General features: G+C 69.3%; 25 protein-coding genes and 1 pseudogene. 12 read left to right on the forward strand and 14 right to left on the reverse strand.

The features are described from left to right. Positions 1 to 128 precede the first annotated feature (128 nt). On the forward strand, positions 129 to 1,139 hold the full coding sequence (locus tag ACFWSK_RS17295; protein ID WP_383786412.1) for a LuxR C-terminal-related transcriptional regulator: 1,011 nt from the start codon (positions 129 to 131) through the stop codon (positions 1,137 to 1,139). Positions 1,140 to 1,249: 110 nt separating this feature from the next. Here the strand turns inward: ACFWSK_RS17295 and ACFWSK_RS17300 are convergent, their stop codons facing one another. Further along, on the reverse strand, positions 1,250 to 2,917 hold the full coding sequence (locus ACFWSK_RS17300) for a fumarate hydratase (RefSeq protein ID WP_383786415.1): 1,668 nt from the start codon (positions 2,915 to 2,917) through the stop codon (positions 1,250 to 1,252). Between the two features lie 227 nt (positions 2,918 to 3,144). Here ACFWSK_RS17300 and ACFWSK_RS17305 point away from each other — a divergent pair, with 227 nt between their 5' ends. Beyond that, positions 3,145 to 3,843, forward strand: a complete 699-nt coding sequence (locus tag ACFWSK_RS17305; protein ID WP_383786418.1) for a DUF1707 domain-containing protein — start codon at positions 3,145 to 3,147, stop codon at positions 3,841 to 3,843. Between the two features lie 156 nt (positions 3,844 to 3,999). Then, positions 4,000 to 4,371, forward strand: a complete 372-nt coding sequence (locus ACFWSK_RS17310; protein WP_383786421.1) for a WhiB family transcriptional regulator — start codon at positions 4,000 to 4,002, stop codon at positions 4,369 to 4,371. Positions 4,372 to 4,527: 156 nt separating this feature from the next. Here ACFWSK_RS17310 and glpX read toward each other — a convergent pair whose 3' ends face one another. After that, a complete protein-coding gene (glpX, locus tag ACFWSK_RS17315; RefSeq protein ID WP_383786424.1) occupies positions 4,528 to 5,562 on the reverse strand; it encodes a class II fructose-bisphosphatase in 1,035 nt (344 codons plus the stop codon). 146 nt (positions 5,563 to 5,708) lie between these two features. Here glpX and ACFWSK_RS17320 point away from each other — a divergent pair, with 146 nt between their 5' ends. Next, positions 5,709 to 6,227: a DUF4245 domain-containing protein gene (locus ACFWSK_RS17320; protein WP_383786427.1), complete on the forward strand. Its 519-nt coding sequence runs from the start codon at positions 5,709 to 5,711 to the stop codon at positions 6,225 to 6,227. Between the two features lie 83 nt (positions 6,228 to 6,310). Here ACFWSK_RS17320 and ACFWSK_RS17325 read toward each other — a convergent pair whose 3' ends face one another. From ACFWSK_RS17325 to ACFWSK_RS17340, 4 genes are all read right to left on the reverse strand, one after another. Continuing rightward, positions 6,311 to 6,901 carry a malonic semialdehyde reductase gene (locus ACFWSK_RS17325; RefSeq protein WP_383786430.1) on the reverse strand — a complete coding sequence of 197 codons (591 nt, stop codon included), beginning with the start codon at positions 6,899 to 6,901 and terminating at the stop codon, positions 6,311 to 6,313. 227 nt (positions 6,902 to 7,128) lie between these two features. Further along, a complete protein-coding gene (locus ACFWSK_RS17330; RefSeq protein WP_383786433.1) occupies positions 7,129 to 7,392 on the reverse strand; it encodes an exodeoxyribonuclease VII small subunit in 264 nt (87 codons plus the stop codon). A 56-nt stretch (positions 7,393 to 7,448) separates the two neighbouring features. Continuing rightward, positions 7,449 to 8,660 carry an exodeoxyribonuclease VII large subunit gene (xseA, locus tag ACFWSK_RS17335; protein WP_383786436.1) on the reverse strand — a complete coding sequence of 404 codons (1,212 nt, stop codon included), beginning with the start codon at positions 8,658 to 8,660 and terminating at the stop codon, positions 7,449 to 7,451. Between the two features lie 109 nt (positions 8,661 to 8,769). Further along, on the reverse strand, positions 8,770 to 10,176 hold the full coding sequence (locus ACFWSK_RS17340) for an APC family permease (protein ID WP_383786438.1): 1,407 nt from the start codon (positions 10,174 to 10,176) through the stop codon (positions 8,770 to 8,772). An 83-nt stretch (positions 10,177 to 10,259) separates the two neighbouring features. On the opposite strand from ACFWSK_RS17340, the gene ACFWSK_RS17345 reads away from it, so the two are divergent. Next, positions 10,260 to 11,249 carry a 4-hydroxy-3-methylbut-2-enyl diphosphate reductase gene (locus ACFWSK_RS17345; protein ID WP_383786441.1) on the forward strand — a complete coding sequence of 330 codons (990 nt, stop codon included), beginning with the start codon at positions 10,260 to 10,262 and terminating at the stop codon, positions 11,247 to 11,249. A gap of 38 nt (positions 11,250 to 11,287) precedes the next feature. Beyond that, on the forward strand, positions 11,288 to 12,034 hold the full coding sequence (gene ppgK, locus ACFWSK_RS17350; protein ID WP_383786444.1) for a polyphosphate--glucose phosphotransferase: 747 nt from the start codon (positions 11,288 to 11,290) through the stop codon (positions 12,032 to 12,034). Positions 12,035 to 12,076: 42 nt separating this feature from the next. On the opposite strand, the gene ACFWSK_RS17355 is transcribed toward ppgK, so the two are convergent. Beyond that, positions 12,077 to 12,703, reverse strand: a complete 627-nt coding sequence (locus tag ACFWSK_RS17355; protein ID WP_383786446.1) for a DUF6542 domain-containing protein — start codon at positions 12,701 to 12,703, stop codon at positions 12,077 to 12,079. Between the two features lie 194 nt (positions 12,704 to 12,897). Here ACFWSK_RS17355 and ychF point away from each other — a divergent pair, with 194 nt between their 5' ends. From ychF to ACFWSK_RS17370, 3 genes and pseudogenes are all read left to right on the forward strand, one after another. Beyond that, complete coding sequence (gene ychF, locus ACFWSK_RS17360; protein WP_383786449.1) at positions 12,898 to 13,986, forward strand: redox-regulated ATPase YchF; 1,089 nt, start codon at positions 12,898 to 12,900, stop codon at positions 13,984 to 13,986. 241 nt (positions 13,987 to 14,227) lie between these two features. Then, a pseudogene (locus tag ACFWSK_RS17365) lies at positions 14,228 to 15,973 on the forward strand (N-6 DNA methylase). Between the two features lie 112 nt (positions 15,974 to 16,085). Beyond that, positions 16,086 to 16,604 carry a hypothetical protein gene (locus ACFWSK_RS17370; protein ID WP_383786452.1) on the forward strand — a complete coding sequence of 173 codons (519 nt, stop codon included), beginning with the start codon at positions 16,086 to 16,088 and terminating at the stop codon, positions 16,602 to 16,604. 13 nt (positions 16,605 to 16,617) lie between these two features. Here ACFWSK_RS17370 and ACFWSK_RS17375 read toward each other — a convergent pair whose 3' ends face one another. From ACFWSK_RS17375 to ACFWSK_RS17400, 6 genes are all read right to left on the reverse strand, one after another. Further along, a complete protein-coding gene (locus tag ACFWSK_RS17375) occupies positions 16,618 to 17,025 on the reverse strand; it encodes a PIN domain-containing protein (RefSeq protein ID WP_383786456.1) in 408 nt (135 codons plus the stop codon). After that, a complete protein-coding gene (locus ACFWSK_RS17380) occupies positions 17,022 to 17,297 on the reverse strand; it encodes a hypothetical protein (RefSeq protein WP_103532754.1) in 276 nt (91 codons plus the stop codon). The genes ACFWSK_RS17375 and ACFWSK_RS17380 overlap by 4 nt, the downstream gene beginning before the upstream one ends. Positions 17,298 to 17,601: 304 nt before the next feature. Continuing rightward, entirely contained in the window at positions 17,602 to 18,183 is a 582-nt protein-coding gene (locus ACFWSK_RS17385; RefSeq protein WP_383786459.1) for a Uma2 family endonuclease, read from the reverse strand. 116 nt (positions 18,184 to 18,299) lie between these two features. Further along, positions 18,300 to 18,482: a hypothetical protein gene (locus ACFWSK_RS17390; RefSeq protein ID WP_383786462.1), complete on the reverse strand. Its 183-nt coding sequence runs from the start codon at positions 18,480 to 18,482 to the stop codon at positions 18,300 to 18,302. Between the two features lie 344 nt (positions 18,483 to 18,826). Continuing rightward, positions 18,827 to 19,582: a hypothetical protein gene (locus ACFWSK_RS17395; RefSeq protein ID WP_383786465.1), complete on the reverse strand. Its 756-nt coding sequence runs from the start codon at positions 19,580 to 19,582 to the stop codon at positions 18,827 to 18,829. 87 nt (positions 19,583 to 19,669) lie between these two features. Next, entirely contained in the window at positions 19,670 to 20,812 is a 1,143-nt protein-coding gene (locus ACFWSK_RS17400; RefSeq protein ID WP_383786467.1) for a 3-oxoacyl-[acyl-carrier-protein] synthase III C-terminal domain-containing protein, read from the reverse strand. 282 nt (positions 20,813 to 21,094) lie between these two features. Here ACFWSK_RS17400 and ACFWSK_RS17405 point away from each other — a divergent pair, with 282 nt between their 5' ends. Continuing rightward, positions 21,095 to 21,916 carry an SDR family NAD(P)-dependent oxidoreductase gene (locus tag ACFWSK_RS17405; RefSeq protein ID WP_383786471.1) on the forward strand — a complete coding sequence of 274 codons (822 nt, stop codon included), beginning with the start codon at positions 21,095 to 21,097 and terminating at the stop codon, positions 21,914 to 21,916. Then, on the forward strand, positions 21,913 to 22,728 hold the full coding sequence (locus ACFWSK_RS17410; protein WP_383786474.1) for an enoyl-CoA hydratase/isomerase family protein: 816 nt from the start codon (positions 21,913 to 21,915) through the stop codon (positions 22,726 to 22,728). Before ACFWSK_RS17405 ends, ACFWSK_RS17410 begins: the two co-directional genes overlap by 4 nt. A 72-nt stretch (positions 22,729 to 22,800) precedes the next feature. Here ACFWSK_RS17410 and ACFWSK_RS17415 read toward each other — a convergent pair whose 3' ends face one another. Continuing rightward, a complete protein-coding gene (locus tag ACFWSK_RS17415) occupies positions 22,801 to 23,907 on the reverse strand; it encodes a threonine synthase (RefSeq protein WP_383786477.1) in 1,107 nt (368 codons plus the stop codon). 217 nt (positions 23,908 to 24,124) lie between these two features. On the opposite strand from ACFWSK_RS17415, the gene ACFWSK_RS17420 reads away from it, so the two are divergent. Further along, on the forward strand, positions 24,125 to 25,699 hold the full coding sequence (locus tag ACFWSK_RS17420; RefSeq protein WP_383786480.1) for a S8 family peptidase: 1,575 nt from the start codon (positions 24,125 to 24,127) through the stop codon (positions 25,697 to 25,699). The last annotated feature ends 192 nt before the right edge of the window (positions 25,700 to 25,891 follow it).

Below are 25,891 nucleotides of genomic sequence, written 5' to 3' on the forward strand. Positions count from 1 at the left end.
CCGTCTCGTTGTCCCGTGTGTTCGATTCGCCGTCTGCGCCGTTACTGCCGAGCGTCACCCGCTCATAGTCGTGCAGGTACCGCGCTCACCGCTGCCGGCCCGTTGGTACAAATGTAATCTGCATACTTGTGAAGGACGATCATTCCACCCCACCGGCATGTGATTGCCGCGAATCGACTTCGGGCCGCTCGCCGAGCGAGCGGCCCTGCGACACGGCACTCGCCATATACCGGCGCGCGCTCGTGGAGGGGAGCCTTCCGCGGGACGAGGTGGCCGACTGCCTGCGGGCCCTGCATCTGATGGTGGCGGACCGTGACTCACCGGGCTTCATGATCCCCGTACCGCCGGAGACGGCGTCGTTCGCCGCGCTCGCCCCGATCGAGGAGGCGATCGTCGAGCAGCGCCGCACGCTGCGGTCCGCCCGCGCGGCCCTTTCCGTCTTCGAAACGCTGTACGCCGATGTGCACCGGCTCCAGCAGCCCACGCTCACCCGGCTCACCGGCGAGGCCGTGATCAGCAAGGCGCTCGACGCGGGAGTGGCCGGCTGCCGCGAGGAGGTCCGCACCGCGCACCCGGGAGGCGGCCGGCCGGCGCACATCCTGAAGGAGTCGCTGATCCGGGACCTGGGCAACCTGCGGCGGGGCATCCGGCAGCGGACGATCTATCAGCACACGGTGCGCGCGGACCGTACGACGCTCTCCTACATCGAGCAGGTGACCGCGGCCGGGGCCGAGATCAGGACGCTCGCCGAGGTGGTGGACCGGGTCATCGTGTTCGACCGGACCGTGGCGTTCATCCCGTTCTCCGACGAGCCGCACAACGCCCTGCGCGTCCAGCACCCCTCACTGGTCCGCTTCCTGGTCCGCAACTTCGACGAGGCGTGGGCGCGCTCGGTGCCGGTCCGGCCCGAGCGCACTCCGCTGCGTACCCCTGTGATCACGTCCGACCTCCAGCGCGTGATCCTCCAGGCGGTCGTCAACGGCGAGACCGACGCGTCGATCGCCCGCCGCCTCGGCATGAGCCGCCGCAGCGTCGCCGAACACATGCGCAAGGTCTCCGGCCGGCTGGGCAGCAACAGCCGCGCCCAGCTCGGCTATCTGGTCGCGAACTCGGGGATCCTGGACGCGCCCGACGCCTGAGAACGGCTGAAAAGGAACGCGGGCGGGGGCGCCCCGGCCGAAGCCGGAACGCCCCCGCGGGCACGTACAAGAGGCAGGACCCACGGCCCCACCGGAAGCCCGGAGCCCGGTCAGCCGAGGCCGGGGCCCCGCACCGGAATGCTGGTGAACGTCGGTGCCGGGGCCGGCTCGGTGAAGAAGTCGTTGCCCTTGTCGTCGACCACGACGAACGCGGGGAAGTCCTCGACCTCGATCTTCCAGACCGCCTCCATGCCGAGCTCCTCGTACTCGACGACCTCGACCTTCTTGATGCAGTCCTGCGCGAGCCGCGCCGCAGGACCACCGATCGAGCCGAGGTAGAAGCCGCCGTGCGCGTCGCACGCGTCGGTGACCTGCTTCGAGCGGTTGCCCTTGGCCAGCATCACCTTCGAGCCGCCCGCCGCCTGGAACTGCGCGACGTAGCTGTCCATGCGGCCGGCCGTCGTCGGGCCGAACGAACCGGACGCGTAACCCTCGGGCGTCTTCGCCGGACCCGCGTAGTAGACCGGGTGGTCCTTGAGGTACTGCGGCATCTCCTCGCCCGCGTCGAGCCGCTCCTTGATCTTGGCGTGCGCGATGTCGCGGGCCACGACCAGCGGACCGGTCAGCGAGAGCCTGGTCTTCACGGGGTACTTGGTCAGCTCGGCGAGGATCTCGTCCATGGGACGGTTGAGGTCGATCCTCACGACGTCCCCCGCCTCGTCGAGGTGCTCGTCCGTCGTGTCCGGCAGGAAGCGGGCCGGGTCCTTCTCCAGCTGCTCCAGGAACACGCCCTCGGCGGTGATCTTCGCGGTGGCCTGGCGGTCCGCCGAGCAGGACACGGCGATCGCGACGGGCAGCGAGGCGCCGTGCCGGGGCAGGCGCACGACCCGCACGTCGTGGCAGAAGTACTTGCCGCCGAACTGCGCACCGATCCCGATCTTCTGCGTCAGCTCGAAGACCTTCTCCTCCAGTTCCTTGTCACGGAAGCCGTGACCGGTGGGGGAGCCCTCGGCGGGCAGCTCGTCCAGGTAGTGCGCGGAGGCGTACTTCGCGGTCTTCAGCGCGAACTCAGCCGACGTACCGCCGACGACGATCGCCAGGTGGTACGGCGGGCAGGCCGCCGTACCCAGGGAGCGGATCTTCTCCTCCAGGAACTTCATCATGGAGGACTCGTTCAGTACGGCCTTGGTCTCCTGGAACAGGAACGACTTGTTGGCCGAGCCGCCGCCCTTCGCCATGAAGAGGAACTTGTACGCGCCGCCGTCCGTCGCGTACAGCTCGATCTGGGCCGGGAGGTTCGAGCCGGTGTTCTTCTCGTCCCACATGGTCAGCGGGGCCATCTGCGAGTAGCGCAGGTTGAGCTTGGTGTAGGCGTCGAAGATGCCGTGCGACAGGGCCTCCTCGTCACCGCCCTCGGTGAGCACGTTCTGCCCGCGCTTGCCCATGACGATCGCCGTGCCGGTGTCCTGACACATCGGCAGCACACCCGCGGCGGCGATGTTCGCGTTCTTCAGCAGGTCGAGCGCGACGAACTTGTCGTTCGACGACGCCTCAGGGTCGTCCACGATCCGCCGCAGCTGCGCCAGGTGCGCGGGCCGCAGGTAGTGCGAGATGTCGTGCATCGCCTCGGCGGCGAGCGTGCGCAGAGCCTCCGGCGCGACCTTGAGGAACGTACGGCCGTCGGCCTCGAAGGTGGATACACCCTCGGAGGTCACCAGACGATAGGGCGTGGAGTCCTCTCCCAGGGGGAGCAGATCGGAGTACGCAAACTCTGGCATTACGGCCATTCCTCACTCGGCGGATGCTGCTGACCTCCCTCGGGCAGCGCACCCACCAGGGTAGAGCGCCGTTCACGGGCCCAGCTTGTGAGGTAGGGCTCACCTGTTTCCGGCCGGTCGCGGAGCCCTCGCCCCCCTGTCCTCGCCGGGCCCTCCGCTCCCGTCGCCGCCACGCCCCGACCCGCAACCCCTAGTCGCGATCTATCGCGTTTGGGTACGCTGGTTCGGTGGACCTCGAAAAGCAGCCCCAGCAGCCGCAGCCGCCCGCCGCCCCGGCCGGTACCACTCCCGCCGAACCAGCCCCCGTCGGCATCCGCGCCTCCGATGCCGACCGCGACCGGATCGCGGACATCCTGCGGGACGCCGTGGCCGACGGCCGGCTGACCGCGGAGGAGCACGCGGAGCGGATCGACCTGGTCTACCGGTCCAAGACCGTCGGCGATCTCGAACCGCTGGTGCGGGATCTGCCGGCCGGGGGAGAGGGCGCCCAGCGCGCCGCGTCGCCCTCGCACACCTACGGCCCCGACGGACCCGCAGGGCCCGCCGACAACATGGTCGCCGTCTTCAGCAGCTCCACTCGGCGGGGGCGCTGGCGGGTCGGCGGCCGGACCAACGCCTTCGCGCTCTTCGGCAGTATCGAGATCGATCTGACCGAGTCTCTTTTCGGTCAGAGGCTGAGCGTCATCAACGTCACGTCCCTCTTCGGCAGCGTCGAGATCAGGGTGCCCGAGAACATCTCGCTGCGCGGCAGCGGGACAGGAATTTTCGGCAATTTCGAAGTGGTCACACTCGAATCCACGGACCCGGAAGCGCCGGTGGTCGTAGTGAACGGCTATTCGGTGTTCGGGCACATCGAGGCAAAACCCAAGCGCGGCAAGCTCATTGCCAACCTCCACGACCAGTTGCGCAAACACCTCGGCCACTGAGGCGCACGGCTGTCACACTTCGAGTTTCGGCCATACGGGCCGCGGTCGCAATTACGTACGGCGCAAGTCAGTGCCACTCAGTGCATAGGCGCGCGCACAGCGGGTAGGGAGGCTGCATCGTCTCTCGCTCGCGAAGCCGTCGTCAGGAGTAGACCCGTGCTGCAACCGCCGCTTCAGTCTCTGCAGGTCGCCGCCGTGCCTTCCCAGCGCGCTCCCGCGCGGGAGGACGAGGCCGGTCCCTGGCACGCGGAGGCGGTGTGCCGCCGGGACGAAGCCGGACTGTTCTTCGCCCCGTCGAAGGAGCCGACCGCCGCCAGGCTGTCCCGCGAGGAGGCCGCGAAGCGGGTCTGCGCGCGCTGCCCCGTGATGGTGGAATGCCAGGAACACGCCCTGGTCCAGCCCGAGCCGTACGGAGTGTGGGGCGGCCTCACCGCCGCCGAGCGCCGCGTGGTGCTCGCCCGCAGGCGCAGGCGTGACATCGAACTGAAGGCGACGGCCACGACGGAGCACATCGCCGCGGCCGGCTGACCCGCGGGCGGCACGGCCGGCCCGCGAGCCGTCGGCGGCCTACGGGCCAGGGGCCGCCCCGACCGGCAGCCCCTGACCCAGACCGTTCTTCGCCCGCGCGGCACCGCGTACGGGATCCCGGCAGCCCGCGCCGCCGGGATTCCACGCGTACGGGTGCTACTTGGCGCGGTCGAAGTCGATGGCGCTGTACGCGCGCAGCTTCGAGAGACGGTGCGTCGAGTCGATCTTCCGGATCGTGCCCGACTTGGAGCGCATGACGATCGACTCGGTCGTCGCGGTCTCCGCGCGGTACCGCACCCCGCGCATGAGCTCGCCGTCGGTGATCCCCGTCGCGACGAAGAACACGTTGTCGCCGCTGACCAGGTCGTTCGTGGACAGCACCCGGTCCAGGTCGTGCCCGGCGTCCAGCGCGCGCCGGCGCTCGGCGTCGTCCTTCGGCCAGAGCTTGCCCTGGATGACACCGCCGAGGCACTTGATGGCGCACGCCGAGATGATGCCCTCGGGGGTGCCGCCGATGCCCATGAGCAGGTCGACGCCGGTCCCTTCGCGGGCGGCCATGATCGAGCCGGCCACGTCGCCGTCGGAGATGAACTTGATCCGGGCGCCGGTCTCCCGGATCTCCTTGACGATGCCGTCGTGGCGGGGGCGGTCGAGGATGACGACGGTGACGTCCTCGGGGGTGGAGTTCTTCGCCTTGGCGACCCGGCGGATGTTGACCGAGACGGGGGCGTTGATGTCGACGAAGTCGGCGGCCTCGGGGCCGGTGACGAGCTTGTCCATGTAGAAGACCGCGGACGGGTCGAACATGGTGCCGCGGTCGGCCGCGGCGAGCACGGCGATGGCGTTCGGCATGCCCTTGGCGTTGAGTGTGGTGCCGTCGATCGGGTCGACGGCGATGTCGACCTCGGCACCGGTGCCGTCACCGACCCGCTCGCCGTTGTAGAGCATGGGGGCTTCGTCCTTCTCGCCCTCACCGATGACGACGACGCCGTTCATCGAGACGGTCGAGACGAGGGTCCGCATGGCGTTCACCGCGGCGCCGTCGGCACCGATCTTGTCGCCGCGACCGACCCAGCGGCCCGCGGCCATGGCCGCGGCCTCGGTGACCCGGACCAGTTCAAGGGCCAGGTTACGGTCGGGGGCCTCCGGGGAGACCTCGAGCTGGGACGGCAGGTGATGATGCTCGGACATCGGAGCGCACCTTTCTGTACGACGACGACCGGATAAAGAGGGTGCCTGTGACTCTATCGGTAGGTCGATAAAATGAGCAGGCCGGGTCACGTATGAGCGGACGCCCCGTGGTCGGGCGCTCGGAGCCGCATGCCACCATTGAGCGCGTGGCAAGCAAGCGAGGCAAGCAGACCGTGCGGGACATGCTCCTGTCGATGATCGTGATCTCGGCCGTCGCCGGGGTCATCTACATCTTCATTCCGCACGACGACACGGCCGACCCGGTGAAGGCCGTCGACTACCGGGTGGAGCTTCTGACGGCACGGCGTGCCGCGCCGTACCCGGTGGCGGCGCCCGACGGGCTTCCCAAGGGCTGGAAGCCGACCTCGGTCTCGTACGAGCGTCAGGCGGCCAACAGCTGGCACCTGGGATTCCTCGACCCGGACGGCAAGTACGTCGCGGTGGAGCAGTCCACGGCCCCGGCGAAGAAGTACGTCACCGAGGTCAGCCAGCGCGCGACGGACACCGGACGCACGCACGAGGTGGCGGGCGAGACGTGGCAGCACTGGAAGGGCCCGAAGTACGACGCCCTCGTGCTGCGCGCGGACGGCGCGACCACGGTGGTGACGGGTTCGGCCTCCACGGAGCGGCTGACGCAGATGGCCGCGGCGCTCAAGACGTCCTGACCCGGCCCGGAACGAACGGAAGAAGGCCCCGGAGCACTTGGTGCTCCGGGGCCTTCTCGGTTCAGCGGGCTGGGTGCCGTCCGTCAGACGGTCGTGACGACCTCGTCGTAGGAGAGGCGCGGCAGGCGCGGGAGCCAGGCGTCCTCGCCCGGCTTGCCGATGTTGACGACCAAGAGGACCTTGTGGTCGCCGTCGAGGAACTCCTTCTCGATGCCCGCGGCGTCGTAGCCGGTCATCGGGCCTGCGGCGAGACCGGCGGCGCGGACGCCGACGATGAAGTAGCCGGCCTGCAGCGAGGCGTTCAGCGCGGCGGCCTGCTCGCGGACCGGGCGCTCGGAGAAGAACGCGTCCTTGGCCTGCGGGAAGTGCGGCAGAAGCGCCGGGAGCTCCTCGTGGAACTCGTTGTCGGCGGCGAGGATCGCGACCAGCGGTGCGGTGGCGGTCTTCGGCTGGTTGCCCTCGGCCATGTGCTTGACGAGACGCTCGCGACCCTCGGCCGAGCGGACCAGGACGACGCGCAGCGGCGACTGGTTGAAGGCGGTCGGGCCGTACTTGACCAGGTCGTAAATCGCCTGGACCTGCTCGTCGGTCACCGGCTCGTCGGTGAACGTGTTGGCGCTGCGGGCCTCACGGAAGAGGAGGTCCTGGGCGGCGGGGTCAAGAGCGAGGGTCATCGTACGAGTTACCTTCCGGACGTACAGGGGATCAAGCGATGGCACGACCGTAACCGAGAGGTAGGTTAACTTTCAACTAAAACGCGCCCGAAGTGATCCACCGCACAACCACTCGCTCACACCGGCCACGCGGCGTGCGGGGCCGGGAGCAACGGCCCCCACCTCAGCCCCGCCGGCGTTCGAGGCGCGGTGTCCGGGGCGGAGCCCGGGTCACCGAACCCCCGCCCTCAGCCCTCGCCGCCCACACCCTCCGCCTCGCCGGAACGCTCCTCCGGCCGCGCCAGGGCCGCGTCGAGGCGCGCCCGCGCGCCCTCCAGCCAGCGCCGGCAGACCCTGGCCAGCTCCTCGCCGCGCTCCCACAGAGCCAGCGACTCCTCCAGCGTGGTGCCGCCCGCCTCCAAGCGGCGCACGACCTCGATCAGCTCGTCCCGCGCCTGCTCGTAGCCGAGCGTGCCCGTCGCGGCAGCCGTCGTCGTCCCGTCGTCCGTCATGTGATCCACCCTATGTGTGAGCTACGACCGCTGAACCGCTGAACCGCACCGGCCGCTCACTCGGCGACCCGCACGGTGAACTCGCCCTCCGACACCCGCGCACGCAGCTCCTCGCCGGGCGCCCCGGCCTCGGCGGGGGAACGCACCACATGGCCGTCCGGCCGCTGGAGCACCGCGTAACCCCGCTCCAGCGTGGCGGCGGGCGACAGGGACACCACTCGGGCGAGGGTGTGTGAGATCTCCGACTCGGCGCGGTCCAGGAGATGACCGAGCACCCGCCGGCTGCGCCCCACCAGCGCGTCGACCTCCGCCTCCCGCTCGTCCACCAGCCGCTGGGGGCGCTCCATCGCGGGGCGGCCCAGCGCGTGCGCCAGCCCCCGTTCCTCCCGCTCCAGCAAGCCGCGCACCGTGCGCAGCGCCCGGTCCCGCAGCTGCTGCACCCGGTCCAGCTCCTCGCCGACATCCGGCACGACCTTCTTCGCCGCGTCGGTGGGCGTCGAGGCCCGCAGGTCCGCGACCAGGTCGAGCAGCGGGGAGTCCGGTTCGTGCCCGATCGCCGACACCACGGGCGTACGGCACGCGGCCACCGCCCGGATCAGCTGCTCGTCGGAGAACGGCAGCAGATCCTCCACACTCCCGCCGCCCCGGGCGACGACGATCACGTCGACCTCGTCCAGCGCGTCGAGCTCGCGCACCGCCTGGACCACCTGATTCACCGCGTGCACGCCCTGCACCGCGGTGTTGCGGACCTCGAAGCGAACGGCGGGCCAGCGCCGCCGCGCGTTCTCCAGTACGTCGCGCTCGGCCGCCGACGCCCGCCCGCAGACCAGTCCGATCAGTTGCGGCAGGAACGGCAGGGGCTTCTTGCGGTCCAAGGCGAAGAGCCCCTCGGCCGCGAGCGACTTCTTCAGCTGCTCCAGCCGCACGAGCAGCTCGCCGATGCCCACCGGCCGTATCTCCGTCGCGCGCAGCGAGAGCTGTCCACGGGGCGCGTACCACTCGGGCTTGGCGAGCACGACGACACGCGCGCCCTCGGTCACCACGTCGGCGATCCGGTCGAAGACCTGCCGGAAGCAGGTGACGCTCACCGAGATGTCGTGCGAGGGGTCGCGCAGCGTCAGGAAGACCACGCCGGCGCCCGGCCGCCGCGACAGCTGTGTGATCTGCCCCTCGACCCAGACCGCACCGAGCCGGTCGATCCAGCCGCCGATGAGCCGTGACACCTCACCGACGGGCAGCGGGGCTTCCGCGGACGTATTGAGAGCCATGCGGCGAGCGTATCGGCCCTCACCGACAGGAGCCCCGGCCAAGCGCCCACCCGCGGCCGCGGAGCCTGCCGACTCCCGCCTCCGACACTCCCGCCCCCGCCCCCGCCGGTCAGCGCGTGCCCGCGGTCCTCTCGGGTCCGGACCCCGACCCGGGTCCGTCCGGCCCCGGCCTGCGCCCCCACTGCATCGCGAGCACCACGAGACCAACCCCGAACCAGCACAGACCGACCACCTGTGCGCTCGTCGTGGCCTCCACGATCACCGCGATCAGTACGGCCGCACCGACCACCGGCACCAGCACATGGCGCCACCAGCTCGGCGGCCCCGCCATCCGGCGTACGGCGAACCAGCCCACCACCGACGCGTGGAGCAGGACGAACGCCGACAGCGCGCCGATGTCCACGACCGATACGAGGTGGTCCAGGCCGTCGTCCCGCCGGGCCGCCCACACCGCAGCCACCAGCGTCACGATCGCCGCGCCCAGGATCGCGGTCCTGGGGACCCCGGAATGTACGTCGACCTTGGCCAGGAACCCCGGCAGCCGCCGCTCCCGCGCCATCGCGAACACCAGCCGGCCCGCAGCGGCCTGCCCGGCCAGGGCGGCGAACGCGGCGCCGATCGCCTTGCTCGCCGCCACCAGGTCATGCAGCCACGTACCGACCGAGGCATCCACGGCGTCGTAGAACGCCGACCCCTGCGCCGCCGGATCGGCCGCCAGTTCCGCGGAGCTCAGCGGCTCCAGCAGCGCCGCCAGATACGACTGCGCGATGAACAGCGCACCCGCCAGCACCAGGCAGAACAGGACCGCACGGGCCACCTTCGCCGACCCGCCGGTCACCTCCTCGGCGAACGAGGCGATCGCGTCGAAGCCCAGATACGACAGCACGGCCACCGACACCGCCCCCAGCACCGCCGTCATCGAGAACCCGGAATCCCCAGTCAACGGGGTCAGCCACCCGCGCTGCGCCCCGTCCCGTACGAGCACCCACACCGCCGACACCACGAACACCGCCAGCACCACGATCTCCATGGCGAGCACCGCGAAGCCGACCCGGGCCGCCGCCCGCACGCCCCACAGGTTCAGCAGCGTGGTGACCAGCACGGCGATGGCCGTCCAGACCCACCGCGACACCTCGGGGACCAGCGCGTTCATCGCGATCCCGGAGAAGAGGTAGGCGACTGCCGGGATGAGCAGGTAGTCGAGCATCGCCATCCACCCGGCGATGAACCCCGGCCCTTCCCCGAGACCCTTGCGCGCATACGTGAAGACCGAACCGGCCAGGGGGGCGACCCGCACCATCTGGGCATAACTGAAGGCGGTGAACGCCATGACGACCGTGGCCACGACATAGACCAGCGCGACCGCGCCGCCGGACTTCGCGTCGAGCGTGCCGAACACCCCGACCGGAGCCATGGGGGCGATGAACAGGAGCCCGTAGACGACCAGATCCCGGAAGCCGAGAGTCCGTCGCAACGTCCCCCGATCCGCGTCGTGGTCCTTGGTGCCGCCGGCCATGAACCCTCCGTCGTCGGGGTGTGCGCGTGGTGCCCCAGTCTCCCGACCCGGCCGGAGCCGCGCCTGTTCGGTACGGCCTTACGATGGGACGCATGACCGCAACGCCTGCACGCCGTGTCCTGCTCGCCGCTCCCCGTGGCTACTGCGCGGGCGTGGACCGTGCCGTTATCGCCGTCGAGAAGGCCCTGGAGCAGTACGGGGCCCCGATCTATGTGCGCCACGAGATCGTGCACAACAAGTACGTCGTCCAGACGCTGGAGAAGAAGGGCGCGATCTTCGTCGACGTGACCGCGGAGGTCCCCGAGGGGTCCATCGTGATGTTCTCCGCGCACGGCGTCGCGCCGGCCGTCCACGCCGAGGCCGCCGAGCGCAAGCTCGCCACGATCGACGCCACGTGCCCGCTGGTCACCAAGGTCCACAAGGAAGCCGTCCGCTTCGCCAAGGAGGACTACGACATCCTCCTGATCGGCCACGAGGGCCACGAGGAGGTCATCGGCACCAGCGGCGAGGCGCCCGACCACATCACGCTGGTCGACGGCCCCGAGGACGTCGCGAATGTCTCGGTACGCGACGAGTCGAAGGTCGTCTGGCTCTCCCAGACGACGCTCTCCGTCGACGAGACGATGGAGACGGTCGACGCCCTCAAGGAGAAGTTCCCGAACCTCCTCTCGCCGCCCAGCGACGACATCTGCTACGCCACGCAGAACCGTCAGATCGCGGTGAAGAAGCTGGCCGAGGACGCCGAGCTGGTCATCGTGGTCGGCTCCAAGAACTCATCGAACTCGATCCGCATGGTCGAGGTCGCCCTCGACGCGGGCGCCCCCGCCGCCCATCTGGTGGACTTCGCGGACGAGATCGACGAGGCATGGCTGGAGGGCGTCACCACGGTGGGCCTCACCTCCGGCGCCTCCGTCCCGGACGTCCTCGTGGACGGCGTACTGGAATGGCTGGCCGAGCGGGGTTACGGCGACGTCGAGACGGTGAAGACGGCCGACGAGTCGATCACCTTCTCGCTCCCCAAGGAGCTCCGCCGCGACCTGCGGGCCGAGGCGGCGGAACTCTCCGGCAAGTAGCAGGGCGCGCGGCCCCACCTGCCCGTACGGTGGACCGCATGCAGATCTTCGGCGTGGACATCGGCGGCTCTGGGATCAAGGGTGCTCCCGTGGACCTGGACCGCGGAGACCTGGCGCAGGAGCGCCACAAAGTACTGACACCGCAACCGGCCACGCCCGACGGCGTGGCCGGCTGCGTGGCCGAGGTGGTCGGCCACTTCGACTGGCAGGGGCCCGTCGGCATCACCTTCCCGGGCGTCGTCACGGGCGGGATCACCCGTACCGCGGCCAATGTCGACAAGGGCTGGATCGATACGGACGCCCGCTCCCTCCTCAGTGAGCGGATCGGCCGGCCGGTCACGATCCTCAACGACGCCGACGCGGCCGGAATGGCCGAGATGGCCTTCGGCGCGGGCCGTGGACGCAAGGGCACGGTCATCGTGCTGACCTTCGGCACGGGCATCGGCAGCGCGGTCTTCACGGACGGCGTGCTGGTTCCCAACACGGAACTGGGCCATCTGGAGCTGCACGGTCACGACGCGGAGAAGCGTGCGTCCACGAAGGCCAAGGAGGACGAGGACCTGAGCTGGCAGCACTGGGCACACCGGGTGCAGAAGTACCTGACCCATGTGGAGATGCTCTTCTCGCCCGAGCTGTTCATCATCGGCGGCGGAGTGAGCCGCAAGGCGGAGAAGTTCCTGCCCCTGATCGAACACGTGCGGGCCGAGATGGTCCCGGCCGAACTCCAGAACAACGCGGGCATCGTCGGCGCGGCGATGGCCGCATCGAAGGGCCCTGGAGCCTGACCGGCCCGACCCCGAGCGCTCGGTCCCAGCGGACGGCCGGAACTACGGCTGCGGCTGCTGGGGCCGGCGCGCACTCTGTACGCCGCGCTCACCCGGTACGCCGCGTGCGGCCTGTGCTGCCTGCGCCACGCGGAGCAGGTGCCGCTGACGCATGTGCCGGACCTTGCGCACGCTCGCGATGAGACCGGCGACGAGTGTGCCCCCGTACAGCCAGCCGGCGTGGACGGCGAGAGCGGTGACGACCGCCATGGTCTGCCCGCCGAGGCCCCCGCCGCCTCCGGAGATCGGGATCACCCCGACGGCGAAGGCGATCGGCACGCTGATCGGCGCCGTGACCAGGTCGGCGGGCCGGACCCAGAGCGCGGTCAGGGCGCTGACCGGCAGGAACAGCAGCCCGAACACCGTCTCGGAGCTGTCGAGGAGCAGCCGGTCCAGGCAGGCGAGCACGAACATGGTCACGGCGGCGAAGAGCCCCGCCCCGATGCCGGTCAGCCGGGGATTGGGGAACCTGCGCAGCGCCGCCACGGCGGGCGGCACCGTACGGGGCCCGGCGCCGGGCGCACCCACCCGGTAGACGGCTGCGGTCTCACCGATCGTGGCCTGCGGGGACAGCGGGGCCGGCTGACGAGGCTGCCTGCGCTGCGGGGGACGTGTCCTGTGCTGCTCCACCAGCACAACGTAGGTCGCTTGAAGGGAGGAATCAGGCGTTGGACACGCCCTTTGGCCGAGCTTGGCGTTGAGTTCGATGTCACACGGCCGAAACGCACCCTGTTCGGCCCTGCGGCCGACCCGTGGCTGCCTGCCCGGCCCCGCCCGTAAACTGGACCCTCTCTCCTTCATCCTTACTCCAGGAAGTCGCCAAAGTGTCGCTCACGATCGGAATCGTCGGTCTGCCGAATGTCGGCAAGTCGACCCTGTTCAACGCCCTGACCAAGAACGACGTGCTGGCGGCCAACTACCCGTTCGCCACGATCGAGCCGAACGTCGGTGTCGTGGGTGTCCCGGACCCGCGCCTGAACAAGCTGGCCGAGATCTTCGGCTCGCAGAAGCTGCTCCCCGCCACGGTCGACTTCGTCGACATCGCGGGCATCGTGCGCGGCGCGAGCGAGGGCGAGGGCCTGGGCAACAAGTTCCTCGCGAACATTCGCGAGTCCGACGCGATCTGCCAGGTCATCCGCGCCTTCAAGGACGAGAACGTCGTCCACGTCGACGGCAAGGTCTCGCCGAAGGACGACATCGAGACGATCAACACGGAGCTGATCCTCGCCGACCTCCAGTCCGTCGAGAAGCAGATCCCGCGCCTCCAGAAGGAATCCCGCCTCCAGAAGGAGAAGGTCGCGGTCCTCGCCGCGGTCGAGGAGGCCCAGAAGATCATGGAGGCGGGCCAGACCCTCTTCTCCGCGGGCATCACCGCGAACACGGAGAAGGGCCGCCTCCTCCACGAGCTGCACCTCCTGACGACGAAGCCCTTCCTGTACGTCTTCAACGTCGACGAGGACGAGCTGGTCGACGAGGACTTCAAGAACGAGCAGCGCGCCCTGGTCGCCCCGGCCGAGGCGATCTTCCTCAACGCCAAGATCGAGTCCGAGCTCATCGAGCTCGACGACGACGAGGCCCTGGAACTGCTCCAGTCGATGGGCCAGGAAGAGCCCGGCCTGGCCACCCTCGGCCGCGTCGGCTTCGACACCCTGGGCCTCCAGACCTACCTCACGGCAGGCCCGAAGGAGACCCGCGCCTGGACGATCAAGAAGGGCGCGACCGCCCCCGAGGCGGCCGGTGTGATCCACACCGACTTCCAGAAGGGCTTCATCAAGGCGGAGATCATCTCCTACGAGGACCTGATCGAAACGGGCTCGGTGGCCGAGGCCCGCGCCAAGGGCAAGGCCCGCATGGAGGGCAAGGACTACGTGATGCAGGACGGCGACGTGGTGGAGTTCCGCTTCAACGTCTAGCGGCTGACATATCACCACGTCACTGATCTGGCAAACATGCAGGTCAGTCAGGGTCCGGCTCTTTTGAGTCGGGCCCTTGATTTTTTCCCGTGCTGGGATGGCGCTGGGGTAGCTGACCCTTCGTCACCTGTCGTCATCCCTGGTCATCCGTGCCGTGCTGGGATGGTGCTGGGACGTGGATGCGGCGCCGGTGCTGGGTTCAAAGTGATCGGCACTGCTAGACGATTCTCGTGAGGAACTTGTGAGCGCGCTCGGTAGCTTCATCTGGTCTATCGCTGACCAACTTCGGGGCCCCTATCGTCCCAACCAGTACGGGACTGTGGTCCTCCCGTTCACGATCCTGCGGCGGCTCGACTGCATCCTTGAGCCCGATCAGGCGACGGTGCGAGAGCTGGCAGCGAAGTTCGAGAACCCGAACCGGCTCAAAGTCGAGGTCAAGAAGGCCACAGGCCGGACCTTCTACAACACCTCCAACTACTCGTTCGCGAACCTGCTGGCCGACGCGGACGGGCTGGCGGACAACCTGGCCGACCACATCGACCGGTTTTCGGGCGACGTGGATGTGTTCGAGTACTTCGACTTCAAGAAGGAGATCCTGGCTCTTGAGAAGGCCGGGCTCCTGCGCGAGATCGTCAAGTCATTCGGCAAGGTCGACCTCCACCCTGATGCGGTGTCGAACTCCGACATGGGCGATGCCTTCGAATACATCATCCGCAAGTTCAACGAAGCAGCGAACGAGACCTCTGGCGACCACTACACGCCCCGCGATGCGATCCGACTGCTGGTCGACCTGCTCTTCGCGGAGAAGGACGTCGACCTCACCGAGGGCGGCATCATCTGATCGCTGTACGACCCCACCGCCGGCACCGGCGGCATGCTCTCCCTAGCGGAAGAGCACCTGCTCGCTGGGAACCCCGACGCGAAGCTGGGTCTGTACGGCCAGGAGTACAACCCGCAGTCGTACGCCATCTGCAAGTCCGACCTGCTTGCTAAGGGCCACGACGCGACCAACATCGCCTTTGGCAACACGCTCACCGACGACGCCTTCAAGGGCCGCCAGTTCGACTACTGCATGTCTAACCCGCCCTACGGCGTGGACTGGAAGCAGTACGCCAAGGCGGTCAAGGAGGAGCGAGACTCCGCCGGCCCCTACGGCCGCTTCGCCCCGGGCCTCCCCGCGACGTCCGACGGGCAGATGCTCTTCCTGCTCCACCTGGCCCACAAGATGCGCGCGCCCGAGGACGGGGGAGGCCGCGTCGGCATCGTCATGAACGGCTCTCCGCTCTTCAACGGCGCCGCCGAATCCGGCCCTTCCAACATCCGCCGGTGGCTGCTGGAGAACGACCTCGTCGAGACGATCGTCGCCCTGCCGACCAACATGTTCTTCAACACCGGCATCGCCACCTACATCTGGATCCTCGACAACACCAAGCACCCCGACCGCCAGGGCAAGGTGCAACTGATCGACGGCACGTCGTTCTGGACCAAGATGCGCAAGAACCTCGGAGCCAAGGGACGCGAGATCAGCGACGCCGACCGTGCCGAGGTCGTGCGGCTCTACGCCGACTTCGAGGACGCCGATCCCGACTTCTCCAAGGTGCTGCGCAACGACGAGTTCGGCTACTGGACGGTCACCGTCGAGCGGCCCCTGCTGGACGAGGACGGGAACCCTGTCGTCAACCGCAAGGGTGAGGCGAAGCCCGATTCGAAGAAGCGTGACACCGAGAACGTGCCGTTCACCTACGGCGGCTCGACCCTCGGCGCGGCAGGGGAGCGAGAGGTCATCCAGCGCTACTTCGACGCGGAGGTGAAGCCGCACGTCCCGGACGCCTGGATCGACTGGGGCAAGTGCAAGACTGGCTACGAGATCCCTTTCACCCGGCAGTTCTACAAGTATGTCCCACCCCGCCCGCTCGCCGAGATTGATGCAGACCTAGAGAAGCAGGTCGCCAAGATCATCGATCTCCTGCGAGAGGTCGAGCAGTGACGGACAGGTCTTGGCCCATCGAGAAGCTGGGGCGCACCGCTCGCATCGGCAACGGTTCGACTCCAAGGCGGGAGAACGCCATCTATTGGGACAGCGGGGACGTTCGATCTTCTTGCGCCTGCTGGAGAAGGTGATTGCCGAGTCCGCTTGGGCGGCCGACGTGGATCTCTCCGACGTTGTGCTGGTCGGGGTCAAGCACAACAAGGCGATCGCGGTCGACATCTCACTCGTGGGTGACGGACAACTGAAGGGCATCAGCGCCGCCGGCACAGGGGCGAAGAAGGACCCGAAGTACGTCGCGCTTCAGGTCGTCATAGACAAGATGAACGACCTCTTCGGCGCCGAAACGTTCGCTGCCTCCCAGGTCAGGGAATTCGTGCAGGGCCTCGTGCAGCTGCTGCTCGCCGACCCGAACTTGGTCCAGCAGACCAAGGTGAATTCCAAGAAGCAGTTCCTGGAGTCACAGGATTTCCAAGCCGCCGTCACGGAGGCGGTCGCAGAGAATCAGTACGCCCACAACACGTTGGCTGACTACTTCTTCACCGACGGGCCGGCCATCAACGCGATCATCATCGCCCTAGCCGACGCCTTCTACGAAGCGGCAGTTGATCAGCAGGTGGAATCAACTTGAGTAAACGCCGAGGTCAGACGTCCTTGATCTGTACGCGGTCGCCGCACAGTTTCGACCAGTCGTCGCGGTCCGAGGTCAGTACGAGGACGGGGGCCGGGGAGCGGAGCGCCATCGCGGCGACGAGGGCGTCGATGGCGTACTTGTGGCCGTGCAGGCCGCCGGCGTCGCTCAGCAGCTGCACCGCGGTGAGGCTGTCTGCCTGGGTAACGTCCTGGACCTGAAGGCGGGAGAGAAGCCAGCGCAGTCGGGCGGCGTCCGTCTTCCCGTAGACGGCCTCCACCACCGTCAGGGCCGACACGAGGACGGGCACGCCCACGCGACGAGCGGCCTCGATTCGGGTCACCATCTGACGGTCGTTGCGCAGGAGCAGCGACAGTGCCTGGGAGTCCAGGACCAGGGTCCTGGCCGCGGGCTCCTTCATGCGGCGCTGTCGTTCGACGCGTAGGGCGCCGGTGCGTCACCGAACAGTTCGCTCTGCGCGGCCTGGACTTCGGCTTCGCTAAGCGGCTCGTGCTCGGCTTCGTAGGCGGCCACGATCTCGGCGAGGCCGTCCATCGCGAGCTGATGACGGACCGCTGCCGTCACATACGCGGACACGCCGCGCTTGCCGGTACGTGTGCGCAGAGCACCGAGGAGTTCCGCGGGCATCGAGACGGAGATGTTCTCCGTGCCGCCGGGGCGGGGTGGCTTCATGGCTGCAAGTCTAGTACAGAAACTATTACAGCGTATGGAGTGATGCGCGGCCTGTATCCCGGCGGCGTTGATGCGTAGTCTTGGTGCTTCTGGATCTTTTGTACTTTGCAGTGAATCCCGTGCTGGGATGGTGCTGGGATGTGTCCGCATAACCGCAGGTCAGAGCGGTTGTGGTGGAGTTCCGCTTCAACGTGTAGCGGGTTGGTTACTGCAAGCTAACTATTTCGTCAAGAATGCTGGTCAGAGGGGTCGGACTTGGGTAAGTCCGGCCCCTACCGCATTTCCGTACTGACGTGGTGCTGACTCAGCCGCGGCGGGGTGGAGCGAGCTTCTCCAGGTCGAGGTTGATCTCGAAGGGCACCGGACGGTTGAGCGAGCCCCTGAAGATGCCAACGGGTACATAGGTGGCGGTTGGCTCGTCAAGTTCGTAGACGTGGACGATGGGTGCTCCGTCCTCGTCCTCGATGCGCCAGTAGTGCGGGATGCCGGCCTCTGCGTATTTGTGGAGCTTTACCGTGCGGTCCCGGTGTGCGGACTCGGGGGAGACCACCTCGACGGCGAGTCGTACTTCATCCGGTGCGAACCAGGTGCGGTCACCGTCGAAGTCGGCCGTCGTCACCAGCAGATCCGGCTCGGGCCGATTGCGTTGATCGAGTTTGATGGTCATCTCCCGTCCGACCCTTACGTCGGCCGGCGCCTGCTCCATGAGAGCCACGGTGAGCATCGTGACGAGATGGCCGTGCCACCACCGCTGCGGGGACATCATGAATACGAGGGCTCCGTCGATCAGCTCGGTGTGGCGCGGTGCTTCCGGGAGGCAGTCCAGGTCCTCCGCGAACCAGCCTTCCGCGCGAGGCGGGCGCATCCAGTCGGGCAGTGCGGTCATGGCTCAACCGTAGCGACTCAGCGAGGTCCGGGCCACGAGGTCGACGACGGCCGAAACGAGAACCGCCCTCGTCACCCGAACGCGGGCCGTCTGCCCGCGCCTGCGCTGCACGCTCATCAGGGACTCACCTCGTCCGAGAACATCGGGAGCGGCGAGTCGGGCGAGTAGTCGACCGGCACGTGGGCGGGTTGGTCGGGGTGGCGCTTCGTGCCCCACGCGGAAACCCCCACCGAGGTGATGCCGCGCTTCCGGCCGGCGAGCTCCTCCAGGAGCCAGGTCTCCTGGCGCGTGAAGTACACACTCTTCGCGTCCCGGCCGTGCGCATCCGACCAGGCGAGCGCTTCGTCACCGGCTCGGCTCTGTGGGTAGCCGGTGGGGTACGCAGGTACCGGGACGCCGACTTCCGTACGAGCGTCCTTATCAGGCGGGTCGCCGTAGCGTCGGGCCAGTCACGGCCGTAGGTGGCCGCAAGATCCGAAGCATCGTCCAGCGCCCCCGCTGCGATGCGCAGTTCGTCCGCGTCCGGCTCCCAGTCGAGACGGCCCTTCAGCTCGTCGAGGGATGCATAGCAGAATCCTTGAGCTGTGATCACAGAATCCTCCAACGCGCCACACAGGACGCCTATCTCCGTACACGATGACGGTCATGGCCGACAGGTGAAGACTCGGGAGATAGGGGGCAAGGAGGGAACCTTGTCCTCGGCATGGTGGAACAAGGTGGCCATCGGCGAGATGCCCCCTCCGCCTGAGCCGAAGTACATCGCCGGCATCGCCGCAGTGCTAGAGCTCCCCGAGCGACACGTGAGGCAGCTCATCTGTGACCAGTGGTACGGGGTCAGTCTTGTTGCGGAGCGAAACGAGTACATGCGAGCCCTGGTGGACCAGGGCGTGGACAACCTGGATACAAGTAGTAGCCAGTGCGCCTGCTGCCCCATCCGGAGCCCGTCCAGTTCCCGGAGTGGTTCCACCTCAATTCCCCGTTGCTCACGCGCGTGGGAATTTGGTGACCGCCCGGGACGCCAGCCGGCCCTGGTCAGCTCCTGGTACTGGCGCCAGAACCGGCCCACGAACCACGGCGGCATGGCGGCGAAGATCACCACTCCCACGAACCGGCTCCCCAGCGGAAGCCACGAGGGCACCAGGGAGACCGCCACGACACCGGCCGCCAGAAACGCGACCAGGACCAGGGCCGCCGGACGGACCCTGCCGGGCTGCCGGCCCGACAGGAACGCGGTGATCACGGTCGGCACGGCCCACCACGGGCTCGCCACACTCAGTCCGGCCGCCGCCGCCGTGGCCGCCGCCGGCAGGTTGCCCGGATCGAGCAGCCGCCGGAGGGCGGTATCCCCGGCCGGGCCCGCGCTCTCGACCGAGGACGTCATGGTGGTGGTCTCGTTCACGGTGGTGAGGCTACGGAAGACGTCCGCCGTCCGGCACTGCCGAAAGTCATGGGTCCGTGATCCTGCCGTGGAGCCCGGCCGGAGTGCTCAGCGCACGGCGAGCGGTGCGAGGAACGCGCCGCGTTCCGGGCCCGAGCCGACCACCGAGAAGCACACCAGGTCGCCGGGGGCCAGGGCGCCGGTCCGCTGGTCGGCGTGCAGGAGCGCGAGGGTGGAGGGGGCGGCGGTGTTGCCGATGGCGCGGGCGTTGCCCGGGGCCCGCTCCGCGGGGATGTCCGTCTGGGCCAGGAACGCGTCGACGAGGAAGGGGTGCGCCTGGTGCGTGTACAGGCGGGTGATCTCCTTGAGGTAGCCGGGACGTGCGGACTCCAGCGCCTCGTGGTTCAGCGTCATGCCGGCGGTGTAGTAGCGGCGGATCTCGGGTGAGTTCATGCCGTACGCGGAGAGCTCGTCGGCTCCCGGAGTGCCGGCCGGATGGCTGCTGCCGCCGCCCAGGACGTGGATCAGCGGGTCGGTGATGCCGGGGCCGTCCCCGAAGGACAGGCTGTCGCGGGAGTAGAGCAGGACGCCGTCGGCGTCCGCGCTGCGGCGCAGGACCAGGGCCGCGACTCCGTCCGAGAAGAGGGCGGGGGAGGCCCACATGTTCCTGCCGTACGGATGGGCCGTGTTCTCGGCGTACTGCGGCAGCAGCGTGCCGTCGGGGCCGGTGCTCACGCGGCTCGTGATGTTGTACGCGACGACCAGGGCGCGTTCGGCACGCATCGCCGAGACGACCGAAGCCGCGCGGGCCAGACCCCCGCAGCCCGCGCCCAGCTGGACCGGCGGGACGCGGTCGGGAATGCCCAGCTGCCGCATGAGGGCGAACGCGTCCTGGTCGAGCATCACCTGGTAGGGCGTGCAGGTGACGACGACGACCGCGGTGATGTCGGAGGGGGCGAGACCGGCGCGGTCCAGGGCCTGCCGGGCGACGGCCACGACCGAGTCGATGCCCGCGAAGTGTGCCGGGTCCCAGCTCTTGCCCTGTACGCCGAGCAGCTTGGTGATGGTCGCGCCGTTCAGACGGCGGCCGGGGCGGTGGCGGTCCGGGACGCGGGCCCGCCCGGCCCAGTCGTCCATGCCGACGACGGTTCCCAGATCCGCGTGGGCGCCGGTGATCTCGTACGGGAACGGCTCGGTGTCCGCCGGGTGGCCGAGGGGGGCGGTGCCGGGGGCGGAGGTGGAGGAATCCATGGTGAGGGGCATCCCGTGGTTCGGTGGCCGACTGTGTCGACGGGCTCTGGGGGGCTGGTTGATTTTCGGCCTCCGAAGGGACAACTTCCAAGTCAGGGACCCTCATTCGGGTGACCGGGCCGCCGTAGCCACCCGGCCGGACGTGTCGTTTCGGCTGCCTCGTACGACCGTGCGAGACAAGGGCTCCGGAATCACTCCGGCGTGGGCGTGTAGGACGGCGAGTCGCCGTGAACCCGGTGGCACGATGACCGCTGACCAGGTGGAACGACAGAAGGTTGGCCCATGGGCGCCCCGAGTGTTGATTCGATTCCGATGGTGACCGGTGGGCCGGTACCCGGCCGCGGGACGGCTGAACACCCGCGCGGCGAAGGGGTTCTCGCAGGGCTGCGGGCGGTCGTCACGGGCGGCACCGCCGGGCTCGGCCTGCACCTCGCCGCGGGGTTCCTCGAAGCGGGCGCCCAGGTCATGTGCGGTGCGCGGGGTGAGGGGCGGTCCGGTGAACTCGTCGAACGTTACGGTGAGTTCGCGGGCTACACCGCGGCCGATGTGCGCGATCCCTCGTCCGTCGACGGACTGATGGCCGAGGCGGCCGACCGGTTCGGTGGTGTGGACATCGTCGTCGCCAACGCCGGCATCACGCGCAACGGCACCGTGCGAAAGCTCAGCCCGGCGGACTGGCGGGATGTGATGAGCACGAACGTGGACGGTGTGTTCCACACCGTGCAGGCCGCGTTGCCCCATCTGGAGCGCAGCGGCGGCGGCACCATCCTGACCCTGTCCTCCGCGATGACCGGCCGGATCGCCCCCGGAGCGAGCGCGTACGTGGCGTCGAAAGCGGCGATCGAGGCGTTCACCCGCTGCTGCGCGGTGGAGTTCGCCGGCCGGAGCGTCCGGGTGAACTGTCTGTCGCCCGGCATCCTCACCGTCGGGATGGGCGAAGCGGTCTGCGCCGACGAACGGTTGAGAGCGGCGTACTGGCCGCGCCTGCTCGCCGGACGGGCCGGAACGCCCCAGGAGGCGGTCAACGCCGCGGTGTTCCTGGTCAGCCCGGCCGCCTCGTACATCAACGGGCAGGTCCTCGAAGTGAACGGCGGACTGCTGTGACGGTGCGGGTCACCTACGAGGACGCCGTGGCCTGGGTGTGCATGGACCGGCCGCCGCTCAACCTCTTCGACACCTCCCAGCAGCTCGGCGCCGAACTGGTGCTGAGCGAACTGGAGGTCCGGGACGGTCTGCGCGCCGTCGTCTTCACCGGTGCCCACGGTCACTTCTCGGCCGGTGGCGACGTCAAGGAGATGGGCACGCTGCCGGTGGACGAGGTGGCCGGGTACGCCGACCGGATCAGCCGTCTGACCCGCCAGGTCGCGGCACTGCCCGTCCCCGTCATCGCGGCCATGGAGGGATTCGTCCTGGGCGGCGGCTGCGAGCTCGCCCTGGCCGCCGACGTACGCGTCTGCGCGCCCAGCGCCCGCTTCGCCCTTCCCGAGACACCGCTGGGACTGATCCCCGGCGCCGGAGGCACCCAGCGGCTGCCCCGGCTCGTCGGGCTGTCCCGGGCGAAGGACATCATCTTCTCCGGGCGCATGGTGTACGCCGACGAGGCGGCGCGTATCGGACTGGTCGACGCCGTCGTCCCCGAGGAGGCGCTGACTCGGACGGCCCGCGAGTGGGCCCTGCGCTACACCGCATGCCCGGCCGGGGCGCTGGCCGCCGCCAAGCAGGCCATCGACGCGAGCATGGAGGGCCCGCTCGGGGCCGGACTCGACCTGGAACGGGCCCTGTTCACCCCCTTGCTGGCCGCCGGGGAACGTACCGCGCACTTCCACCGCTTCCAGCAATCGCGCGCCGGAGCCCCCGCCCCCGCAAACGCCCCAGCCGCCGCCTCGGTGTCGCGCGACGCCCTCGGCGGGGTGTGAGAGGTACGGGGGCCCTGGCGGGGCTGCCGGGCACGGAGTGGGCCGGGCTCGGTCCCGGTGGCCGGCCGCCGGTCAGGCCGGGGCGGCCAGGCCGCTCTTGAGCCCGGCGCCGCACAGGGGCACGACCACACTGCGGTCGGTCCAGTCACCCACGGCCGCCCAGCAGGCGACCCCGGTCGTCTCCACGTAGAAGCCGCGGGCGGCGAGGTCCAGCTGTGCGCTGCGGATGCGGTCCTCCGGCACGGTGAGGAAGGTGCCGCCCGATTCGCGTACGGCCGCCAGGATCTGGCGGGCGCGGGGCGGACGGGGGATGGCGATGCCCTCGGCGAGCGTGGGGGCGGCGGGGCCGTCGGCCGCGTCGCCGGGCAGGTCGTCGGCGCCGGACCGGAAGGCGGCGGCCAGTGGGGAGACGGCCTCGGCCTGCACGGCGATGAGTGCGGGGCGCCGCTCGATCAGGCCCTGGGCGTGCAGTTCCGCGGTGGCCAGGGCCGCGCCGAGAAGGAGCGTCCCGTTGCCGACGGGGACGGCGATGGCGTCCGGCAGGCTCCCGCCGAGGTCCTCCCACATCTCGTACACATAGGTCTTGGTGCCGTGCAGGAAGTACGGGTTGAAGACGTGCGAGGCGTAGAAGGTGCCGGGAGCGTCGGCGGCGGCGCGGGCGGCCAGTGCGGTGGCCTCGCGGTCACCGGGGACGATTTCGAGCCGGGCGCCGTGGGCCCGGATCTGCTCGGTCTTCTTCGGGGAGGTCCCCTCGGGGACGTACACGGTGCAGGGCAGCCCGGCCCGGGCGCAGTAGGCGGCGACGGCCGTTCCCGCGTTACCGCTGCTGTCGGCCACCACGCGTTCCGGGTTCAGCCGCCGGGCGAGCTCGGCGAGCATGACGGCGCCGCGGTCCTTGAACGAAAGCGTCGGCATGAGGAAGTCGAGCTTGGCCGAGACCGTGCCGGTGAGGGGGACGAGCGGCGTGCGTCCCTCGCCGAGCGTGGTCGCCGGGGCGGCGAGCGGCAGCACCTCTTCGTAACGCCACAGTGAATTGACGCGACCGGCCAGGGAGTTGAGGGAGAGCGGTTCGGTGACCTCGAAGTCGAGGTCCCAGGGTCCCCGGCAGACCGGACAGCACCAGGTCAGCGTGGTGGTGTCGGCTCGGATGCCGTCCTGAGGGCAGCGGTATGCGGTCACACGGCCAGCATGCCAGGCGGATGGCAGGTGAATGTCGGGTGCATTGCGAACCCCACGGCACTCTTGTGGGATTCCTATGGATGAGTCAATCTTTCGTCGGCAGCGGGTCATGCCAACCCTCGGAACAGCGCGCACGGCGTGGCGTTGTGATGGCTGGATTGTCATGCCCATGCTGTATATCCCCCACCAGGGCACCGCCGATGAGGAGGCTCCTCACATGCGTCACACCCCCTACACGCGTCGAAGACTGGCCGCGGCAAGCGTCATAGCCGGTGCCGCGATGGCACTCACCACCGCGGCGGCCTTCCCCGCCACCGCCTCGGAGGCCGCGCCGGAAGGCCGGATCGAGAACGCCGGCGCCCCGGGCGCCATCAGCGGCAGCTACATCGTCACCCTCGACGAAGCGGCGGCCGACGCGGGCTCCGCGTCCGGCAAGGCGCTGGCCAAGGAGTACGGCGCCGAGATCAAGAAGACCTACCGCGCCGCCCTCAACGGCTACGCCGTCGAGCTCTCGGCCGCGCAGGCGAAGAAGTTCGCCGCGGACCCGGCCGTCGAGTCCGTCGTCCAGAACCGCACCTTCACGATCTCGGCCACCCAGCCCTCGCCGCCCTCGTGGGGCCTGGACCGGATCGACCAGAAGGCGCTTCCGCTGAACCAGAGCTACACCTACCCCGACACGGCGGGCCAGGGTGTCACCGCGTACGTCATCGACACCGGTGTGCGGATCAGCCACAGCGACTTCGGCGGCCGGGCCTCGTACGGCTACGACGCCATCGACAACGACAACACCGCGCAGGACGGCCACGGCCACGGCACCCACGTGGCGGGCACCGTCGGCGGCACGGCGTACGGCGTCGCCAAGAAGGCGAAGATCGTCGGCGTCCGCGTGCTGGACAACAGCGGGTCCGGCACCACCGCGCAGGTCGTCGCCGGCATCGACTGGGTGACGGCCAACGCCGTCAAGCCGGCCGTGGCCAACATGAGCCTCGGCGGCGGGGCGGACAGCGCGCTCGACACCGCCGTACGCAACTCCATCGCCTCCGGCATCACCTACGCCGTCGCGGCGGGCAACGAGTCGACCAACGCCTCCACCAAGTCCCCGGCGCGCGTCACCGAGGCCATCACCGTCGGTTCCACCACGAACACCGACGCCCGCTCCAGCTTCTCCAACTACGGCACGGTCGTGGACCTGTTCGCCCCGGGTTCCTCGATCACCTCGACGTGGAGCACCAGCGACACCGCCACGAACACCATCTCCGGTACGTCGATGGCGAGCCCGCACGTGGCCGGCGCCGCCGCCCTCTACCTGGCTGCCAACCCGGGCCAGACCCCGGCGCAGGTCTCGGCCGGTCTGGTCGCGGCGTCCTCGACCGGCGTGGTGACCAACCCGGGCACCGGCTCGCCGAACCGCCTGCTGAACGTCGGCAGCGGCACGGTCACGCCGCCCGGACCGAAGTTCGAGAACACGACGGGCTACGCGATCGCGGACAACTCCACGGTCGAGGCCCCGGTCACCGTCACGGGTGTCGCGGGTAACGCACCGGCCGCGCTGAGCGTCCCGGTCAACATCACGCACACCTACATCGGCGACCTGAAGATCGACCTGGTCGCGCCCGACGGGTCGGTCTACACCCTGAAGGCGTACGGAACGGGCGGCAGCGCCGACAACGTGAACACCACCTACTCGGTGAACGCGTCGTCGGAGGTCGCCAACGGCACCTGGAAGCTCCGCGTCAGCGACAACGCGGCCGCCGACACGGGCCGGCTCAACTCCTGGGCCCTGCAGTTCTGACGGCTCCGCATGATCTGACCGGGTCCGCCGGCCTCACGCGTCCGTGAGGCGATGGACCGGTGTGGGGGCGCGGGGCCCCCGCCCCGCCCCCCCCCCCCCGGGGGGCGAGCGCCGTTAGACCCGACGAGACCCCGCGGAAAACCGAGACCCCGACACGGAGAACCACCCGACACCCGAACAAACAACAACCCA

It is taken from the genome of Streptomyces sp. NPDC058620, from assembly GCF_042717135.1.
GTDB lineage: Bacteria > Actinomycetota > Actinomycetes > Streptomycetales > Streptomycetaceae > Streptomyces.

Coding starts and splice junctions, on each gene's coding strand:
- ACFWSK_RS17340 (WP_383786438.1), bottom strand. CDS start 10,176: ATGGCCGGCGGCACCAAGGACCACGACGCGGATCGGGGGACGTTGCGA.
- ACFWSK_RS17300 (WP_383786415.1), bottom strand. CDS start 2,917: ATGCCAGAGTTTGCGTACTCCGATCTGCTCCCCCTGGGAGAGGACTCC.
- ACFWSK_RS17345 (WP_383786441.1), top strand. CDS start 10,260: ATGGGACGCATGACCGCAACGCCTGCACGCCGTGTCCTGCTCGCCGCT.
- glpX (WP_383786424.1), bottom strand. CDS start 5,562: ATGTCCGAGCATCATCACCTGCCGTCCCAGCTCGAGGTCTCCCCGGAG.
- xseA (WP_383786436.1), bottom strand. CDS start 8,660: ATGGCTCTCAATACGTCCGCGGAAGCCCCGCTGCCCGTCGGTGAGGTG.
- ACFWSK_RS17405 (WP_383786471.1), top strand. CDS start 21,095: ATGGGCGCCCCGAGTGTTGATTCGATTCCGATGGTGACCGGTGGGCCG.
- ACFWSK_RS17330 (WP_383786433.1), bottom strand. CDS start 7,392: ATGACGGACGACGGGACGACGACGGCTGCCGCGACGGGCACGCTCGGC.
- ppgK (WP_383786444.1), top strand. CDS start 11,288: ATGCAGATCTTCGGCGTGGACATCGGCGGCTCTGGGATCAAGGGTGCT.
- ACFWSK_RS17375 (WP_383786456.1), bottom strand. CDS start 17,025: ATGAAGGAGCCCGCGGCCAGGACCCTGGTCCTGGACTCCCAGGCACTG.
- ACFWSK_RS17420 (WP_383786480.1), top strand. CDS start 24,125: ATGCGTCACACCCCCTACACGCGTCGAAGACTGGCCGCGGCAAGCGTC.
- ACFWSK_RS17380 (WP_103532754.1), bottom strand. CDS start 17,297: ATGAAGCCACCCCGCCCCGGCGGCACGGAGAACATCTCCGTCTCGATG.
- ACFWSK_RS17385 (WP_383786459.1), bottom strand. CDS start 18,183: ATGACCGCACTGCCCGACTGGATGCGCCCGCCTCGCGCGGAAGGCTGG.
- ACFWSK_RS17325 (WP_383786430.1), bottom strand. CDS start 6,901: ATGACCCTCGCTCTTGACCCCGCCGCCCAGGACCTCCTCTTCCGTGAG.
- ACFWSK_RS17400 (WP_383786467.1), bottom strand. CDS start 20,812: ATGGATTCCTCCACCTCCGCCCCCGGCACCGCCCCCCTCGGCCACCCG.